General features: G+C 53.1%; 20 protein-coding genes and 1 tRNA gene. 12 read left to right on the top strand and 9 right to left on the bottom strand.

Going from position 1 to position 18,192, the window contains the following annotated elements; all coding sequences use genetic code 11:
- Positions 1–81: 81 nt before the first annotated feature.
- Together infC and thrS are read right to left on the bottom strand one after the other, a co-directional pair.
- The gene (gene infC / locus B3355_RS01680) at positions 82–648 is read right to left on the bottom strand and encodes a translation initiation factor IF-3 (RefSeq protein ID WP_292779887.1); all 567 of its coding nucleotides are present in this window, start codon (positions 646–648) and stop codon (positions 82–84) included.
- Between the two features lie 43 nt (positions 649–691).
- Positions 692–2,614 (bottom strand): threonine--tRNA ligase, encoded by a 1,923-nt coding sequence (gene thrS, locus B3355_RS01675; RefSeq protein WP_292779615.1) that lies wholly within the window; start codon positions 2,612–2,614, stop codon positions 692–694.
- Between the two features lie 262 nt (positions 2,615–2,876).
- Between thrS and B3355_RS01670 the strand changes: the two genes are divergently transcribed.
- A complete protein-coding gene (locus tag B3355_RS01670) occupies positions 2,877–3,512 on the top strand; it encodes an EF-hand domain-containing protein (RefSeq protein ID WP_292779613.1) in 636 nt (211 codons plus the stop codon).
- A gap of 82 nt (positions 3,513–3,594) precedes the next feature.
- Here B3355_RS01670 and B3355_RS01665 read toward each other — a convergent pair.
- Positions 3,595–3,671: transfer RNA gene (locus B3355_RS01665), tRNA-Val, on the bottom strand.
- Between the two features lie 182 nt (positions 3,672–3,853).
- Here B3355_RS01665 and B3355_RS01660 point away from each other — a divergent pair.
- Complete coding sequence (locus B3355_RS01660) at positions 3,854–4,438, top strand: 2OG-Fe(II) oxygenase (RefSeq protein ID WP_292779612.1); 585 nt, start codon at positions 3,854–3,856, stop codon at positions 4,436–4,438.
- An 11-nt stretch (positions 4,439–4,449) separates the two neighbouring features.
- On the opposite strand, the gene B3355_RS01655 is transcribed toward B3355_RS01660, so the two are convergent.
- Genes B3355_RS01655 through ypfJ form a run of 4 tightly spaced genes read right to left on the bottom strand, consistent with a single transcriptional unit; the run spans position 4,450 to position 7,985 of the window.
- Positions 4,450–5,679: a lytic murein transglycosylase gene (locus B3355_RS01655; protein ID WP_292779610.1), complete on the bottom strand. Its 1,230-nt coding sequence runs from the start codon at positions 5,677–5,679 to the stop codon at positions 4,450–4,452.
- 5 nt (positions 5,680–5,684) lie between these two features.
- Complete coding sequence (locus B3355_RS01650) at positions 5,685–6,515, bottom strand: hypothetical protein (RefSeq protein ID WP_292779609.1); 831 nt, start codon at positions 6,513–6,515, stop codon at positions 5,685–5,687.
- A 5-nt stretch (positions 6,516–6,520) separates the two neighbouring features.
- The gene (locus tag B3355_RS01645) at positions 6,521–7,123 is read right to left on the bottom strand and encodes an NUDIX domain-containing protein (RefSeq protein WP_292779608.1); all 603 of its coding nucleotides are present in this window, start codon (positions 7,121–7,123) and stop codon (positions 6,521–6,523) included.
- 16 nt (positions 7,124–7,139) lie between these two features.
- On the bottom strand, positions 7,140–7,985 hold the full coding sequence (gene ypfJ, locus B3355_RS01640; protein ID WP_292779606.1) for a KPN_02809 family neutral zinc metallopeptidase: 846 nt from the start codon (positions 7,983–7,985) through the stop codon (positions 7,140–7,142).
- 80 nt (positions 7,986–8,065) lie between these two features.
- On the opposite strand from ypfJ, the gene B3355_RS01635 reads away from it, so the two are divergent.
- The 7 genes from B3355_RS01635 to B3355_RS01605 are packed head-to-tail and all read left to right on the top strand — an operon-like array spanning position 8,066 to position 13,662.
- Positions 8,066–8,659 carry a riboflavin synthase gene (locus tag B3355_RS01635; RefSeq protein WP_024929716.1) on the top strand — a complete coding sequence of 198 codons (594 nt, stop codon included), beginning with the start codon at positions 8,066–8,068 and terminating at the stop codon, positions 8,657–8,659.
- Complete coding sequence (ribBA, locus tag B3355_RS01630; protein WP_019881739.1) at positions 8,659–9,768, top strand: bifunctional 3,4-dihydroxy-2-butanone-4-phosphate synthase/GTP cyclohydrolase II; 1,110 nt, start codon at positions 8,659–8,661, stop codon at positions 9,766–9,768. Before B3355_RS01635 ends, ribBA begins: the two co-directional genes overlap by 1 nt.
- Positions 9,765–10,370, top strand: a complete 606-nt coding sequence (locus tag B3355_RS01625) for a YqgE/AlgH family protein (protein ID WP_019881738.1) — start codon at positions 9,765–9,767, stop codon at positions 10,368–10,370. The genes ribBA and B3355_RS01625 overlap by 4 nt, the downstream gene beginning before the upstream one ends.
- Positions 10,363–10,866 (top strand): Holliday junction resolvase RuvX, encoded by a 504-nt coding sequence (ruvX, locus tag B3355_RS01620; protein ID WP_292779603.1) that lies wholly within the window; start codon positions 10,363–10,365, stop codon positions 10,864–10,866. Before B3355_RS01625 ends, ruvX begins: the two co-directional genes overlap by 8 nt.
- A gap of 12 nt (positions 10,867–10,878) precedes the next feature.
- A complete protein-coding gene (gene pyrR, locus B3355_RS01615) occupies positions 10,879–11,421 on the top strand; it encodes a bifunctional pyr operon transcriptional regulator/uracil phosphoribosyltransferase PyrR (RefSeq protein WP_292779601.1) in 543 nt (180 codons plus the stop codon).
- The gene (locus B3355_RS01610) at positions 11,414–12,370 is read left to right on the top strand and encodes an aspartate carbamoyltransferase catalytic subunit (protein ID WP_019881735.1); all 957 of its coding nucleotides are present in this window, start codon (positions 11,414–11,416) and stop codon (positions 12,368–12,370) included. Before pyrR ends, B3355_RS01610 begins: the two co-directional genes overlap by 8 nt.
- Entirely contained in the window at positions 12,367–13,662 is a 1,296-nt protein-coding gene (locus B3355_RS01605; protein ID WP_019881734.1) for a dihydroorotase, read from the top strand. The genes B3355_RS01610 and B3355_RS01605 overlap by 4 nt, the downstream gene beginning before the upstream one ends.
- Before the next feature lie 93 nt (positions 13,663–13,755).
- Here B3355_RS01605 and B3355_RS01600 read toward each other — a convergent pair whose 3' ends face one another.
- Both B3355_RS01600 and B3355_RS01595 read right to left on the bottom strand, forming a co-directional pair.
- Entirely contained in the window at positions 13,756–14,916 is a 1,161-nt protein-coding gene (locus tag B3355_RS01600; RefSeq protein WP_047514263.1) for a PilT/PilU family type 4a pilus ATPase, read from the bottom strand.
- A gap of 4 nt (positions 14,917–14,920) precedes the next feature.
- Positions 14,921–15,964 (bottom strand): type IV pilus twitching motility protein PilT, encoded by a 1,044-nt coding sequence (locus B3355_RS01595; RefSeq protein WP_019881732.1) that lies wholly within the window; start codon positions 15,962–15,964, stop codon positions 14,921–14,923.
- A gap of 76 nt (positions 15,965–16,040) precedes the next feature.
- Between B3355_RS01595 and B3355_RS01590 the strand changes: the two genes are divergently transcribed.
- From B3355_RS01590 to B3355_RS01580, 3 genes are read left to right on the top strand one after another with little or no spacing between them, the layout of a single operon-like run.
- Positions 16,041–16,757, top strand: coding sequence for a YggS family pyridoxal phosphate-dependent enzyme (locus B3355_RS01590; RefSeq protein WP_292779595.1), 717 nt, complete (start codon positions 16,041–16,043; stop codon positions 16,755–16,757).
- Between the two features lie 5 nt (positions 16,758–16,762).
- Positions 16,763–17,596, top strand: coding sequence for a pyrroline-5-carboxylate reductase (proC, locus tag B3355_RS01585; protein WP_292779593.1), 834 nt, complete (start codon positions 16,763–16,765; stop codon positions 17,594–17,596).
- Positions 17,596–18,144 carry a YggT family protein gene (locus B3355_RS01580; protein WP_414683405.1) on the top strand — a complete coding sequence of 183 codons (549 nt, stop codon included), beginning with the start codon at positions 17,596–17,598 and terminating at the stop codon, positions 18,142–18,144. Before proC ends, B3355_RS01580 begins: the two co-directional genes overlap by 1 nt.
- The last annotated feature ends 48 nt before the right edge of the window (positions 18,145–18,192 follow it).

Raw genomic sequence — 18,192 nt, 5'->3', positions numbered from 1 at the left:
CTCCTTAGAGGTTGAATAGAGAGTAACTGGGCAGCCAATTTAGCCGTATTACTCCAAAAAACTGTTGTACTACTTAAAACCTTATTCTTCGCTTGGTGCTGTTTTTTCAGCTTTTTTGGCCACAGGCACAGCTTTCTTCGCTGGCGCCAACACCATCACCATCTGGCGGCCTTCCATTTTAGGATACTGCTCCACCAATGCGTGCTCTGTCAGATCAGCTTCCAAGCGTTTCAATAACGCCAGGCCGAATTCCTGGTGCGTAATTTCGCGACCACGGAAACGCAAGGTAATTTTTGCTTTATCGCCATCACCCAAAAAGCGGATGATATTGCGTAATTTAATATTGTAATCGCCGTCATCAGTGCCAGGTCTAAACTTGACCTCTTTAATCTGCACCTGTTTTTGTTTCAGTTTTTGCTCGTGCATACGCTTGCTCTCAGCGTATTTGAATTTGCCGTAATCCATCAAACGGCACACTGGTGGTGCGGCATTTGGTGCAATTTCAACAATATCAATATCAGCTTCTTCCGCTTTGGCAAAAGCCTCTTTGAGACTCATCACACCTAACGGTTCGCCATCCACACCAACCAAACGCACTTGTGGCGCAGTGATGTCGCCATTGATGCGTGTATCTTTATCTTGAGCTATAACAATCCCCTAACAATAAACAAAGCCGCACGAATACCCGAAATTAGACCCGGTTTTGGATGTCTTCTTGCAGGAGCGCTACAAACGCCTCTACCGACATCACACCCAGATCTTCACCTTTTCTGGTACGTACGGCCACATGACCATTTTGCATTTCTTTGTCGCCTACCACAATGAGGTATGGCAACTTTTGCAAGCTGTGTTCGCGTATTTTATAGGTAATCTTCTCATTTCTCAAGTCAAAATCGCATCGAATGCCATTTTTCTTCAATTTTTCAACCACTTGGCGGACATAATCAGCCTGGTTATCTGAAATATTAAGCACCATGACTTGCACTGGCGACAACCAGACCGGCATCGCACCGGCAAAGTTTTCGATCAAAATACCTAAAAAGCGCTCCATAGAACCGACAATGGCGCGGTGCAACATGATAGGCCGCTGACGCGTGTTATCTTCAGCCACATACTCCGCGCCCAGGCGTTCAGGCAGGTTGGGGTCAAGCTGGATAGTGCCACACTGCCACATACGCCCCAGCGAATCTTTAAGTGTAAATTCAATTTTCGGGCCGTAAAATGCGCCCTCACCTGGCTGATATTCAAATGCCAGGCCATTGGCTTTAATCGCGTTGGCCAGGGCAGTTTCTGCCATATCCCAGGCTTCTTCCGTGCCCACGCGCTTTTCCGGGCGGGTAGACAATTTGACGATCACATCATCAAAACCAAAGTCTTTGTACACTTCGTACAACATCTTGATAAAGTCGGCTACCTCAGCCTCGACTTGTGACTCCATACAGAAAATATGCGCATCATCCTGGGTAAAGCCGCGCACGCGCATCAGACCATGCAGGGAACCGGAAGGCTCGTTGCGGTGACAGGAACCGAACTCTGCCAGACGCAACGGCAAATCACGATAGCTGTGCAAACTGCTGTTGAAAATCTGAATATGGCCAGGGCAGTTCATCGGTTTCACTGCGTAATCGCGGCTTTCAGACTGCGTGACGAACATATTGTCGCGGTAGTTCTGCCAGTGACCGGATTTCTCCCACAGTGTTTTATCCAGCACGGTAGGTGTACGCACTTCCTGGTAATCGTACTCTTTAAATTTGGCGCGCATGTACTGCTCGACCTCTTGCCAGATCACCCAGCCACGCGGATGCCAGAACACCATCCCTGGTGCATCATCCTGCATATGGTAGAAATCGAGCTGTTTGCCCAGTTTGCGGTGGTCGCGCTTTTCAGCCTCTTCCAGCATATGCAGATAAGCTTCCAGCTCATCCTTGTTGCGCCAGGCGGTGCCATAAACGCGTTGCAGCATTTCGTTATTGCTGTCACCGCGCCAGTAGGCACCGGCCAGCTTCATTAATTTAAACGCCTTGAGCTTGCCGGTATTCGGCACGTGCGGGCCACGGCACAAGTCAGTGAAGCTGCCTTCAGAATACAAAGACACGTCCTCATTGCTTGGAATGCTGGCAATGATCTCGGCCTTATAATGCTCGTTAATGCTTTTGAAGTAAGCCACAGCTTCATCACGTGGCAATACCTTGCGCTCGACTTTTTCGTCTTTTTTCGCCAGCTCAGCCATTTTCTTTTCAATGGCTGCCAGGTCGTCCGGCGTAAACGGACGCTTATAGCTGAAGTCATAGTAAAAGCCATTATCAATGACCGGACCAATGGTCACTTGCGCATCCGGGAACAGCTCTTTCACCGCATAAGCCAGCAAGTGGGCGGTCGAGTGACGAATCACTTCCAGGCCTTCATCGTTCTTATCGGTAATGATGGCGAGGTCTACATCCTGCTCAATCAGATGACTGGTATCGACCAGTTTAGCTTCCTGACCTGTGTACGTGACCTTACCTGCCAGTGCGGCTTTCGCCAGACCAGCGCCAATATTCATCGCGACATCGGCCACGGTCACCGGCTGTTCAAAACTTCTGGATGACCCATCAGGCAAGCGGATTACAGGCATGACTCCCTCTCTTTAAACATTAAACAACCAAACAAAACAAGCACATGGCACCTGTTCTTGGTCAAACCTCAATTATCTCACAGCGCACGAAAATTCCGCAATCAGAAACCGAGTGCAGTCACATTTAAGGCATTGATACAAAGCGATACACTCCGATACAAAACCTGCATTCAGGCGCGGCATACCCAGTCGTTAAAAAAGTTGACAGGCAGACGCGCCTGCCGAAACCAATGTAAAGGCGAACCACCAAGGGAGAACCACTATGACCAGCATCAGTTTAAGCAGTGTGAGCAGTCAAATCACCAACAACATCTTTAGCAAACTAGATACCTCTAACCAGGGCACGATTGATGCCACCTCTTTAAGCAAAGCACTGAGCGGATCGGCTGATGACCAAGCCAGCGATGAGGTCAGCGACCTCGTCAGCAGCATAGATACGGACGGCGACAGTAAAATCAGCAAAAGCGAGCTGACAAAAGGAATCGAAAACCTGTTCAGCCAGTTGCAGAGCGCCAGCAACCAGACTGGCGGCGCCCCAGGCGGCCCACCCCCACCGGGCGGCGCAGGCGGCCCACCGCCGCCTCGGGGCGGAGACGAGGAAGATAGTGGCCTCACACAGGACCAGATGCAGGAAATGGCTTCATCTACCGACGACAGCAAGCTGTCTGAACTGCTGAACAATGTCGCCAGTAATTTTGAGGCCGCTGATACGAATGGCGATGGCAAGGTAACCCAGCAAGAAGCCATGGAGTATCAACAAAGCCAGAACAGCGATAGCAGCAATCCATCCAGCACCAGCACACAACAAAGCAATGCCCTCGAGCAAGTGGCCAAGTTAATTAAAACCTACGGACTGGATCAGGACACATCCAGCAGCTATTTGACCACCTCCGCTTAAGTCCACACCAGCCTAACAGATGAGAAAAACAAAAAGCCACCAGAGATTCTGGTGGCTTTTTTAAATTTTTCCATGTTTTATTTGGTAGTCGCGAATGGACTCGAACCATCGACCCCCACCATGTCAAGGTGGTGCTCTAACCAGCTGAGCTACGCGACTATTGTATTGCGCAGCAGTTGCTGCGAATCAATAAGGTTGCGCATTCTATCCGAAAGCCATCGGTTAGGCAATGGTATCGCGCTTATAATATGCGCATGACAAGCACTGCAGCCTTACCGCCTTTACTCTCCGATCGCATAACAGACGTTATCATCGACACACTGTTCGAACAGCAGTATTGCGTGATTGATCAGTTTTTACCGGCGGATCTGGTTGAAGCACTGCGTACCATCGCCCTTGATCAACAACAGCAAGGGCAGATGCACCAGGCCGGCACCAGCCAGTCAGCGGTTAACAACCCCAAGTTGCGCGGCGACCAGATTGCCTGGCTGGAGCCCGGTGATCCGCATCCAGCGATCCAGAACTATCTGGCATTTCTGGCTGAAGTGCAACAAGCCGTCAACCGGCAATTGATGATGGGGCTGGACAGTTTTGAAACGCACTTTGCCATTTACCCGGCAGGCTCGTCCGGTTATGCCACGCATATAGACCAGTTTCGCCAACACCGCGCGCAGGCAGCGCCTGGTGCAAGAACGCTGACCTCGATTATTTATTTAAATAATGATGACTGGCCAGAAGAAGCTGGCGGCGCGTTGCGATTGTATCTGGACGAGCACACACAAACACCCGCACAAGATGCAAGACACATTGATATATTGCCAACAGCAGGCAGGCTGGTGTTGTTTCTATCCGCCAGGTTCTGGCATAAAGTGTTACCCGCCACCTTGCCACGCGTCAGCGTCACCGGCTGGTTTAAAACACGCTAGTTTTTACGTCGTTACTGTGCCGACTGCACTTGCGCCGTCAAACGGCTAAAAATATCTGCCCCGGCGTAGCCATCTTGTGGCAACCCTTTACTGGCCTGGTAACGTCGGATAGCCGCTTGCGTTTTCGCCCCCGGGAAGCCATCCGGCGACCCGCAATCAAAGCCTCTGGCATTCAGCGCCTCCTGCAAAGACCACATCTGCTGATAACTGAGTGCGGGCGGCTCTGGCGGCATCATCAGCGTGTACGTGTCCTGGCGCAATTGCTGACTCAGTAAACTGACACTGAGCGCATAATTAATGGAGCGGTTCCACTGCATGATCACATCAAAATTTGGGAACACCATATACGCCGGGCCATCATAGCCTTGTGGCAACAAAATAGCGGCCTGCGGCAAGCCCAGCGCGCTGTCAGGCACGCCAGCAACCCCCGCTTTTACCCAATCACTGACGGGCTTATTCAGCTGCCATTGCGCCTGGCTGTAATCAAATCCGGCAGGCAAGGCCACCTGAATGCTAATCGGCTTGCCTGGCTGCCAACCTGCTTGTGACAGATAGTTGGCCGCCGAACTGAATACATCCGGGTAAGAATTCCAGATATCTATTTTGCCGTCAGCATCGGCATCCACACCATACTTGAGCAAGGTAGATGGCATAAACTGCATATGCCCGGTTGCGCCTGCCCAGGAGCCCACCACCGGGCTGTCATAGCGCTGCTCGCGCTCGACCACGCGCATCAGGTTCAATAATTCCCGTTTAAAAAACTCGGCCCGGCGCCCTTCATAAGAAAGTGTGGCCAAGGCAGAAGCCAACGGGATATCGCCCATAAAACCACCAAAATTGGTTTCCAGCCCCCAAAAAGCCACCAGCACCTCGCGAGGCACTTGATACAACTCTTCGACCACATAAAGCACGCCCTGGTAGTCCTGCGCCATCTGCTTGCCTTTAGCCACCACACGCGGGTTAATGCGGCGGTTTACATAGGCTGAAAAACTGGTGACAAACTCTGGCTGCTTGCGGTCCAGCTCAATCAAACGTGGCAAGAAAGTCACCTGGTTGAGTGTCGCATCCACCGCGGCTGGTGCCACATGTAATGCCAGCGCCTCCTGGCGCATGGCTGTCACCCACAACTTAAAGCCATCGTCATCCTCAGCACTGCTCAAATCGCTGGTGATAGCGAGCCCCGCCACCAATAACCCGCTCCATACAGCTTGCCACTTCCCGGTTGTTTTTACGTTCTTCATAGACACTAATTCAGGCTGGATAAAATGGATGCATAGCCTGCCTGATAATCGGCAAATTGCGGCTTGAATCCTGTGTGTTGCAAGAAACGGTTACGGATGCGTTTACCAGACTGCGGCTGCAATGGCGGCGTTGATGGCGCTGGCACTTGCTGCTGCGCGGCCAGCCACTGTAATACCTCATGCTGCATGGCGGGGACACCATCAGTCAAAATACAATGCTCTGGTAACACCACACCATCCATGACTTGCTGATACAAATGCACCACCGCCGCGGCCACATCCAGCTCATGCATACGATTGGTCCAATGCACCTGCGCGGGCCAGCGTGCGCTGTTTTGCAGTAACCGTAACAAATAAAGCCGTTGTGGGCCATAAATCCCCGACACCCGCAGCGCCGTATGGCCACAAGGCAACTGTGCCAGTAGCTGCTCGGCTTCCTGCATGACGCGCCCACCTTCATCCGCAGGCAGGGCTGGCGTCTCGTCATCAATCCACTCACCATGATCTTCGCCATAAATGCCGGTGCTGGAAATAAAGAAGACGTGTTTCAATGAAGCCACTGGCACATGTGCCAGCACCTGACGCAGACCTTGCACATAGGTTTGCTGATAGCTTTGCCCTTCTACAGGCGCCAGACAATACAGCAGAATTTCCGGCTGCAAAGTAGATAACACGGACAAGCTTTTTTCGGCAATCACATCCAGGTATATCGCCTGCGCCCCGGCAGGGACCGGCAGCTGGGAACGCCTGACGATGGTCAGTGCATGCCCCTGGGCCAGGCTTGCCTCTGCGATCAAGGCTCCCAAACCACCACAACCAATTTGCAATATGCGCATACTGACTAACCCTTGATCTCTGGAAGCGGGTGTTTACGCAAATAGCGTTCGGCCAGCAACATGGCAGACATGGTTTTGCTATCGGTGATCTCGCCGGCTTCAATCGCCTGCATCACGCGTTCAAACGGCCAGACAAACACATCCATCGCTTCATCAATATCCCTGGCGTGCTCACCGAGTGACAATCCGGTGGCCAGATAGATATGAATCACTTCGTTGGAATAACCAATACAGGGATGTTGTATACCCAATTTGACCCACGTTTGTGCTGTGTAGCCGGTTTCCTCCAGCAACTCGCGCTGGCCGGTGGTCAATACCGGCTCGTCGGGGTCAATTTTGCCTGCAGGCAACTCAATAAATACCTGCTTGAGTGGATAGCGGAACTGGCGCTCCAGCACTACGTCGCCTGTTTGCGTCAATGCGACCACCACCACCGCGCCAGGATGTATCACATACTCACGACCACTAATCACGCCGTTAGGTAAACGTGCTTGGTCATAACGCACGGTCAGCATTTTGCCTTGCGCCATAATTTCGCTGGACACCGTAGTCTCAATCAAATGGGTTTCGATCTGCTGATCCTGATTGAATCCTTTTTCTTCTGCCATCACTCACTTCTACCGCTTAAACTGCATCTTTAAATGTGTTGCAATCATTCACTTTGCCAGATTGCAACCCTTGCTTAAACCAATGGACACGCTGCTCAGAGCTGCCATGCGTAAAACTGTCAGGAACCACATACCCCTGCGCCTGTTTTTGCAACGCATCATCGCCAATGGCCGTGGCGGCGCGCAAGGCCTCTTCAATATCACCGGTTTCCAGAATACGGAACTGCTGGTCAGCATGATGCGCCCAGACGCCTGCGTAACAGTCCGCCTGCAATTCCAGCCGCACTGAATAGGCATTGGAGGCAGCCTCAGAACGTGCCTGTTGCCTCGCTTGCTGTACCTTTTCCGAAGTGCCCAGCAAGTTTTGCACATGATGCCCGACCTCATGCGCAATCACATAGGCCTGGGCAAAATCTCCTGGTGCTTTAAAGCGTTCCTGCAGCTCCTGGTAAAAACTTAAATCGATATACACCTTCTGGTCTGCCGGACAATAAAACGGCCCCATCGCCGCCTGCCCCTGTCCGCAAGCTGTTTGTGTCGCACCGCTAAAAATTTCCAGATTAGGTGCCGTGTATTGCTGGCCGGCCGCTGAAAACGTGCTTTGCCACACTTGCTCGGTGCTCCAAAGCACGCGGGAAACGAACTTGACCTTGGGGTCATTGCTATCCGCAGGCACCGTTTGTGACTCGGCCGCCGGTTGCGCTTGCTGCGCGATATTCAACACCAGGCTGGGGTCCACGCCAAAATACATGGCCACCAGCGCAATCGCAATGGTGCCGATGCCGATACTGCGGCCACCGACCATTCCACGGCCACGACTGTCTTCGACATGCTGGCTTTCTTCTAAATCATCCAGGCGCACAAGAATCCCCCGACCATTACTATTGAAAAATGTTGATGGAATGTGATTACTTTAGCATGCAGCACTGATAAAATCACACCATGTTTACTGGGATTATTCAAACCGTCGGCCGGATTGCCGAAGTGGTTCCGCATGGTGAAGATTGCGCATTACGCATTGAAGCCGCGGAACTGGGAATGCAAGATGTGCAACTGGGAGATAGCATCGCCGTTAATGGCGTATGTCTCACCGTGACTGAATTCGACGCGCACGCTTTTCAGGTCATGGTGTCAAAAGTCACGCTGGACGTGACTACCGGACTGGGCCAACCAGGCCCGGTCAACCTGGAAAAAGCCTTGCGCCTGGCTGACCGCCTGGGCGGCCATCTGGTCACCGGCCATGTCGATGGCATAGGCACCATTACCGCCTTGCAAGAGGTAGGCGAATGCTGGCTGCTGAAGATACGCGCCCCGCATGCCATCAGCAAATACGTCGCGAAGAAAGGCTCTTTGTGTGTAAACGGCATCAGCCTGACCGTGAACGAAATCAGCCAGGACGAGGTCAGTATTAACCTGATCCCGCACACCATGCAACACACCATCATGCAATACGCCAAGGCCGGAGACCCGGTCAACCTCGAAATCGATTTAATTGCACGCTATGTTGAGCGTATGCAAGCCTGGGAGCAAGAATAATGTCGGCGCAGATTAGCCCTATTGAAGCCATCATTGCCGATATCCGTGCCGGAAAAATGGTCATCCTGGTCGATGACGAACACCGTGAAAATGAAGGTGATTTTGTCATTGCCGCTGAGTTTGTCACCGCAGAGCATATCAATTTCATGGCCAAATTTGGCCGCGGCCTGATTTGCCTAACCCTGACCGAGCAGCGCTGCCGCCAGCTGGATTTACCGCCCATGGTGCAAAAAAATGGCACCCGCCTCGGCACCAATTTCACGGTATCCATTGAAGCAGCCGAAGGCGTGACTACCGGTATTTCTGCGGCTGATCGCGCCACAACGATACGCGCAGCGATTGCCAAACAAGCCAACGCCAGCAGCCTGGTCAGTCCTGGCCACATTTTCCCGCTCTCAGCGATGAATGGCGGCGTGCTGGTCCGTGCCGGACACACGGAAGCAGGCTGCGATCTGGCACAACTGGCCGGCTGCGAACCTGCCAGCGTCATTTGCGAAATATTGAAAGATGACGGCGAAATGGCACGCTTGCCAGACCTGATGCAGGTCGCGGCTGAGCATGATATTAAAATCGGCACCATTGCCGACCTCATTCATTACCGCGCCTCACACGAGACCCTGATTGAGCGTAGCGCCGAGCGCAATATCGAGACCGTGTTTGGCCCGATGCGCCTGATCGCCTACCGCGACAATATCGCACAGGAAACACATCTGGCGCTGGTCAAAGGCGATCCGCAAACCAGCGAAGAAGCGCTGGTAAGGGTGCACGAACCCTTGTCCATGATAGACCTGCTGGATAGCAGCCACCAGGCGCATAGCTGGAACCTGTTACACGCCATGCGTATTATCAGCACCGCGCCTTGCGGCGTGATTGTGCTGATCAATCGCGATGAAGACGGGCTGGGACTGACCGACCGCATTTTGCGCGCGGACCAAAAGCTGGTGGTGAACCAGGAATTACGCAATTACGGCACCGGCTCACAAATCCTGCTCGACCTTGGAGTGAAGAAAATGCGCCTGATGGCCGCCCCGCGCAAAATGCCAAGCATGGATGGCTTTGGCCTGGAGATTACCGGTTATTTGAGCGCGGAAGAAGCTAGCCCTGTATGAGTGAACAGTTATCGTTAGACAGCAATGACATGCGTCTGAATCTCACCGGCCAGATTTTGATCGCCATGCCGGCCATGGAAGACCCTTACTTCAGCAAAAGCGTGATTCTGGTGTGTAACCACGACCAGGATGGCGCCATGGGCATGATACTCAACCACCCTTTGCAGCTAAATGTAGGCGACCTGTTTGAGCAACTGGATATGGAATGCCATGCCAACTACCAGCAGGAACGGCAAGTGCATTTTGGCGGCCCGGTGCAAGTGGAGCGCGGCTTTGTGCTGCATACGCCAGCCACTGAATTCAACACCACGATGGAGTTGTCAGAAGGACTGGCCATGACTTCCTCCAAAGATATCCTGGAAGCGGCGGCGCGTGATGAAGCACCACCAGACATGTTTATCGCGCTGGGTTATACCGGCTGGTCCGCAGGTCAACTTGAGGAAGAAATCCAGGCCAATGCCTGGCTGACGTTGCCGCTCGAGGACAACCAGCAGCTACATAAGCTGATTTTCAAACTGCCCAATGATGACAAACTCTCCTGGGCCATGCAGCAATTAGGGGTAGACTTTGCCACCCTGTCCGAGGTCGCTGGCCATGCCTGATGCGGTCAAGCACGGCAAACAGCCTCTCAATCAAAGCCATTTACCGATTACCCAACGCCGTTACCCGGATGTCAGTGGCACGGTGCTTGCCTTTGATTTTGGTGAAAAACGCATAGGCGTGGCCGTTGGCGACACCCTGCTCAAGCTGGCACACGCACTGCTCACCATAGAAGCAGAAGAAAATGCCGCCAAATTTGCGCACATTGATGCGCTGCTGCAAGAATGGCGTCCTGTCTTGCTGGTCGTTGGTTTACCGATGTCTATGGATGGTGAATCCCATGCCATGACTGCGCTGGCGCAAAAATTTGCCCAGCGCCTCGAAGGCCGCTTCAACCTGCCGGTCGTGATGGTAGACGAGCGCCTGTCTTCTGCTGAAGCAGCACAGTCGCTGTATGAAGCGGGTGTGAGAGGCCGTGCACAAAAGCCGCTGCTGGACCAGGTTGCCGCACAAACTATATTACAATCCTATTTTGATGCTTATCATGGACGTGCATAGCACAATCCCCTCATGACATTACCTGACCCCGAACAACTACTAGAGCATTTATACCAGCAACTCAAGCCTCGCATACAGGAAAATACTGCCCTGGTTGGCATTTACACCGGCGGCGTCTGGCTCATGGAAAGGCTGCTCAAGCGCCTGCAAACCGAGCTAGGGCATGACATCCTGTTTGGCAAGCTGGATGCAGCCATGTACAGGGACGATTATGCACAACGCGGTTTGAAAACATCCGCGCACCCGGCTTATATCCCGTTCGATATCAATGGCAAGCATATTATCCTGATCGACGATATTTTTTATACCGGTCGTACCACGCGTGCGGTCATGAATGAACTGTTTGACTATGGCCGTCCGGCCTCGGTACAACTGGCTGCCCTGATCAACCGTGGTGGCGCACAGTTACCAATCCGGCCAGACATGGTCGGTGCCGACCTGCCTTTACAGGCGCATCAATCGTTTGATCTGGCCATGAACACGCTGGGGCGCTTAAGCCTCAGCATTTCTGAATCGGCCTCGCCTGCCAAGCCTGGAGCTGACGACCATGCATAACCCGCAACTCAACGCGCAAGGACAACTACAGCATCTGCTGAGTATCGAAGGATTACCCAAACGCATTTTGACCGACATTCTGGATACGGCCGAAAACTTTGTCGGCGTGGCCGAGCGTGAAGTCAAAAAAGTGCCGCTGTTGCGTGGCAAAACCGTTTGCAATATTTTCTTTGAGAACAGTACGCGCACGCGCACCACGTTTGAAATTGCCGCTAAGCGCCTGTCGGCCGATGTGCTTAACCTCAACGTCAGCACCTCGTCGCAATCCAAAGGCGAGACGATTTTAGACACGGTAAACAACCTGATTGCCATGCACGCCGATATGTTTGTTGTGCGTCACCAGCAAAGCGGCGCCGCGCACTTTATTGCGCAGCATGTGCCACCGCATATCAGCGTCATTAATGCGGGTGATGGCCGTCATGCGCACCCGACACAAGGCTTGCTGGATGTATTTACCATCCGCAAATACAAACCGGAAATGCACAACCTGCGTGTGGCGATTGTTGGCGATGTACTGCACTCCCGCGTCGCCCGCAGCGAAATTCATGCCTTGACGACGCTAGGCGTACCCGAAATACGTGTCATCGCACCACGCACCTTGCTGCCAACAGACGTGGAAAAACTCGGCGTGCAGGTATTCCACAATATGGAACAAGGCCTGAAAGACGTTGATGTGGTCATGATGCTACGCCTGCAAAACGAGCGCATGTCTGGCGCCTTGCTACCCAGTTCGCAAGAGTTTTTCCAGACCTTTGGCCTGACGCCAGAGCGACTGGCGCTGGCCAGGCCGGATGCCATTGTGATGCACCCTGGCCCGATGAACCGTGGTGTAGAAATTGATTCGGCAGTCGCAGATGGCAAACAGTCAGTGATTCTGCCGCAAGTGACTTATGGTATCGCAGTCCGCATGGCGGTGATGGCAATTCTGGGAGGGGGCAACGCCGCATGAACATCGTAATTAAACAAGGCCGCCTGATGGATGCCAGCCAGCAACTGGACCAGGTCAAAGACCTGTATATCAGTGCTGGCAAAATTGTCGCTATCGGTGAGGCACCGGCAAACTTCAAGGCAGACCAAACGCTGGATGCCAGCGGTAAATGGGTGTTACCTGGCCTGGTCGATTTGTGCGCCCGCCTGCGCGAGCCCGGCAGTGAATATAAAGCCACACTACTGAGCGAATTACGCGCGGCCATGGCCGGTGGCGTCACCAGCCTGGCCTGCCCGCCAGACACCGACCCGGTGCTGGATGAACCCGGCCTGGTCGAAATGCTCAAACACAGGGCCAAATCACAGGCACTGGCGCATGTCTATCCGCTAGGCGCCGTCACGCGCCAGTTGCAAGGCCAGTTGCTCACAGAAATGTACGCCCTGACTGCGGCAGGTTGCGTAGGCTTTTCGCAGGCAGACACCACCATTGTCGATACGCAAGTACTGTGGCGCGCCTTTGAATATGCGGCTTCTTTTGGTTATACCCTGTTTATGCGTGCCGAAGATCCTTACCTGGCCAAAAATGGTGTCGCGCATGATGGCGAGGTCGCTTCGAGATTAGGCCTGAAAGGCATTCCTTCTGCGGCAGAAAGCATCGCTTTGCAAACCATGCTGCGCATTGCGCAAGCCACCGGCGTCAGGCTGCATATCGCCCGCGTTTCTACCGCAGAGTCCGTGGAACTGATTCGCCAGGCCAAACAATCCGGCATGCAGGTAACGGCAGATGTGAGTATTCAGCATCTGCACCTGACCGACATGGATATCGGCTTTTTTGACAGCATGGTGCATTTAAAACCACCCGTGCGTACCCAACGCGACCGCGACGCGCTGCGCGCAGGTTTGCTGGATGGCACGCTGGATGCCATTTGTTCCGACCATACGCCGGTGGACGATGACGCCAAGGCGCTGCCATTTGCCGAATCACATCCGGGCGCCTCTGCGCTCGAACTGTTGCTGCCACTGACCTTAAAATGGGCGGCACAAGCCAAGCTATCTCCCACACAAGCGCTGGCCAAAATCACGCAAGCACCCGCCAATATCCTTGGCGTTAATGCAGGTGATTTGCAGGTAGGGGCAACGGCAGACGTCGTGATTTATGACCCGGAAATGGAGTGGCGTGTGGATGGCCGTGCCCTGCTGAGCCAAGGCAAGAATACGCCGTTTGTGCATCATGCAGTCACCGGCAAAGTGACCACCACCTTCACGCAGGGCAACCTGGTGTTCCAGCAAGAAACCTTGCAAACTACCGTGTAAACCAGCGTGTAAGCCTCAACAAAAACGCCTGCGATGTATGGCCACATCGCAGGCGTTTTTATGTGCAGCGTTTTGAAACCGGGCGTGGGCTGACTACAAGATATCCAGGTCAGAAATCTTGCCGCGCTCCTGATTCTCAGGGTTCGCCATCTTGCTGTTAAGCTTAAACTTGAGGCGTAAATCATTGACTGAATCGGCATTGCGCAAGGCATCGTCATAACTGATCTGGCCCGACTCAAATAAATCAAACAAGGCCTGGTCAAAGGTTTGCATGCCCAGTTCGCGTGATTTGGCCATGATCTCTTTAATCGCGTGCACATCACCTTTGTAGATCAAGTCAGAAATCAACGGTGAATGTAACAACACTTCCACCGCAGCCACGCGCCCACTGCCATCAATTTTTGGAATCAATCGCTGCGAAGCGACACAGCGCAGGTTAAGCGACAAGTCCATCAATAACTGTTGCCGGCGCTCTTCAGGGAAAAAGTTAATAATCCGGTCCAGCGCCTGGTTGGTACTGTTGGCGTGCAAAGTGGCCAGGCACAAATGGCCGGTCTCAGAGAAAGCAATCGCGTAATCCATGGTTTCACGGTCACGGATCTCGCCGATCATAATCACATCCGGCGCCTGGCGCAGCGTGTTTTTAAGCGCCGCATGCCAGCTTTCGGTATCCACACCAACCTCACGCTGGGTGACAATACAATTGCGGTGGCCGTGAATAAACTCGACCGGGTCTTCAATGGTAATAATATGGCCGTAGCTACTTTCGTTTCTATGCCCCAGCATGGCAGCCATCGAGGTCGACTTGCCGGAACCGGTGCCGCCAACAAAAATGATCAGACCACGCTTGGCCATCACCACGTCTTTAAGAATCTGCGGTAACTTTAATTCATCAAATTTGGGGATATTGGTATTGATCACCCGGAACACCAGTCCGACCGCACTACGTTGAATAAACGCATTGACGCGGAAACGGCCGACGGACGGCATGCTGATGGCAAAGTTACATTCCAGCGTCTGCTGAAACTCCAGCGCCTGCTTATCGTTCATCACCGCCCGACCGATCTCGGCGGTTTGCTGGGTGTTCAGGGTTTGTGAGGACACCGGCGTCAGCTTGCCGTCTATCTTCATCGCTGGCGGGAAGCCCGCCGTGATAAACAAGTCTGAAGCCTTGCGCGTGACCATCAGTTTCAGCAGGTCAGTGACGAACTTCTCCGTATGGGCGTGATCGCCCGTCGTTTGCGTGCTGTCCATATTGTTAGCCGATGATAGCGTCACGGTTCGCGGCCTTGGTGCGCGCTTCAGCAGCACTGATGACATTGCGTTTTACCAGGTCTTGCAGGTTCTGGTCCAGGGTTTGCATGCCCAGGCTCTGGCCGGTCTGGATCGCAGAATACATCTGGGCAATCTTGTTTTCACGAATCAGGTTACGAATGGCCGGGGTGCCCATCATGATTTCATGCGCGGCGACACGGCCTTGCTCATCCTTGGTTTTACACAGGGTTTGTGAAATCACGGCACGCAGCGATTCAGACAGCATGGAGCGCACCATTTCCTTCTCCGCCGCCGGGAACACATCGACCACCCGGTCTATGGTTTTTGCCGCAGAACTGGTGTGCAAGGTACCAAATACCAGGTGACCGGTTTCGGCCGCAGTCAACGCCAGGCGGATGGTTTCCAGGTCGCGCATCTCCCCCACCAGGATCACATCCGGGTCTTCACGCAACGCAGAGCGCAACGCATTCTCAAACGATTGCGTATGCGGGCCGACTTCACGCTGGTTGATCAACGACTTTTTCGAGGTGTGCACAAATTCAATCGGGTCTTCCACCGTCAGCACATGCGACATCTGTGATTCGTTGATGTAATCAATCATCGCCGCCAGTGTGGTGGACTTACCGGAACCGGTTGGCCCGGTCACCAGCACAATGCCACGTGGTGTATCAGCAATGTCCTTGAATACTTTGGGGGCATTCAGCTCATCCAGCGTCAGCACCTTGCTCGGAATGGTACGGAATACTGCGCCAGCGCCACGTTGCTGGTTAAAGGCGTTAACCCGGAAACGCGCCAGGTCAGGAATCTCAAACGAGAAGTCACATTCCAGGGTTTCTTCGTAGATTTTGCGCTGGCTGTCGTTCATGATGTCATACAGCATGCGGTGTACTTCGGCATGATCCATGGCTGGCAAATTGATCTTGCGCACATCGCCATGCACACGAATCATCGGTGGCAGGCCGGAGGACAAATGTAAGTCCGACGCTTTATTTTTAACTGAAAATGCCAATAAATCTGAAATATCCACAATCGACTCCAGTGATTATTTATATAATGTTGCTTTAGTTTTGTATTCTTAGTTCTTCGACACTTGTTTAGCTGCCATGACTGCCCTCTCTGACAATCTTGCCTGTATCCGCCAACAGATCGCAGACGCACAGGCACGTTTTCAGGCCACGCAACCTGTCACGCTATGCGCAGTGAGCAAAGCGCAACCGGCAGCGGCGATTCGCGCCGCCTATGACGCTGGTCAAACCGTGTTTGGCGAAAACTACCTGCAAGAAGCCCTGCAAAAGCAGGCTGAGCTTGAAGACTGTGCTATAGCATGGCACTTTATCGGGCCAATTCAAAGCAATAAAACACAGCCAATTGCCCGTCATTTCGACTGGGTACACTCGGTAGATCGCCTTAAAATTGCACAACGCCTGTCTGATGCACGCCCGTCAACGCTGGCTCCACTCAATATTTGCCTGCAAGTGAACATTAGCGAAGAGGCAAGCAAAAGTGGTGCCAGTGGCCAGGAGTTATTGGAACTCGCCTTAAATATCAAACAGTTGCCACGCTTGCAGCTACGCGGCTTGATGGCAATTCCGGCACCTTGCAGTGACATTGAGCAGCAGCGTGACCAATTTCGGCAGGTGCGCGCCCTGTTTGAACAATTGAACAGCCATGGCCTGCAACTAGACACATTATCCATAGGCATGAGTGGCGACTTTGCGGCTGCCATTGCCGAAGGCGCGACGCTGGTACGTATAGGCACGGCCATTTTTGGTACGCGCACCCCTTCTTTACCCACAGATTCAGTGATAAAAGGAACCTGATCACCATGCAATCACTTTCAGCCACACGCATTGCCTTTATTGGCGGCGGCAATATGGCACAAGCCTTGATGATAGGCCTGCAACAGCGCGCATTTAACATGCAGAACATCACTGTGGTTGACCCGGATACGGCCAAACACCCACACCTGCAAACGACTTTGGGCATCCACACCAGTGCCAGCCTGACGGCAGAGTCACTGGCGGCCGACATCATTGTGCTAGCCGTCAAACCGCAACAATTACAAAGCGTGGCGCTGGCGCTGGCCCCCTTGCTGCAATCACAGTTAGTGGTGTCGGTCGCTGCGGGCATACGCACGGCGGATCTGAGTCGCTGGTTAAATGGCTATCAAACCATCGTGCGCACCATGCCGAACACCCCGGCCCAGATTCAGGCCGGGATTACCGGCGTTTATGCCTTGCCTGCAGTCTCGGCCGCGCAACGCGCATTGGCCGATGCGGTGTTACAAGCCGCAGGCGAAGTTGTGTGGCTGGACGATGAAGTGCAACTGGATGCCGTGACTGCCATTTCTGGCAGCGGCCCGGCCTATGTGTTCCTGATGATAGAAGCATTGACTGCGGCGGGCGTTGCATTAGGCCTCAGTGAAGCACAATCGCTCAAACTGAGCCTGGCGACGTTTAAAGGCGCCAGCCTGCTGGCCGCTGGCAGCAGCACGCCGATCTCGACCTTGCGTGAGCAGGTCACCTCCAAGGGCGGCACGACCGAGCAAGGGCTGCTCAGCATGCGCGAGCATGATATTCATGGCATGATGCAAGATGCCGCTGCGCAAGCCGCACGCCGCGCCAAAGAACTGGGTGATCAACTGGGAGCACAAGCATGATGTTGCAAAACATGACGACTTTTTTACTCAATGCCGCCTTCGGCATGCTGACGTTTTTACTGGTACTGCGTTTTTTAATGCAATGGACACGTACTTCGTTCCAAAATCCTTTGGGTCAAATGACCATGGCACTGACCGACTTTATGGTCAAACCCGCACGTAAGCTGATTCGCCCGATCAAGCAGTGGGATTTATCGACATTGCTGCTGGCCTTATTGATGCAGATTATTTTGTTTGCCCTGTTGGCCTTGCTGACTGGCGCACCTGCCTCACCGTTTTTCTGGGTATGGCAAGCAGTGTTTGGCGTGCTGGGGCAAATGGTAGATGTGTTTTTCTATGCGATCTTACTGATGGCGATTTTAAGCTGGGTCAACCCTTACAGCCCGATTTACGGTGTCTTGACCCAACTGTCAGCGCCCATTCTGGAGCCATTACGCCGCATTTTGCCACCGATTCAGGGCTTTGACTTTTCTGCACTGGTCGCGCTGATTTTATTGCAAATGATCAGCCATATTGTGCTGCCAGGCCTGGCAGTGAGTATTCTTTAAGACAAGCAAAAACATAAAAAAGGACGACAGCTTGTCGTCCTTTTTTAT

Source organism: Methylophilus sp. UBA6697, from assembly GCF_002454655.1.
GTDB lineage: Bacteria > Pseudomonadota > Gammaproteobacteria > Burkholderiales > Methylophilaceae > Methylophilus.
Note: the sequence above shows the minus strand (reverse complement) of the source record. Positions and strands in the feature narration are given on the sequence as shown.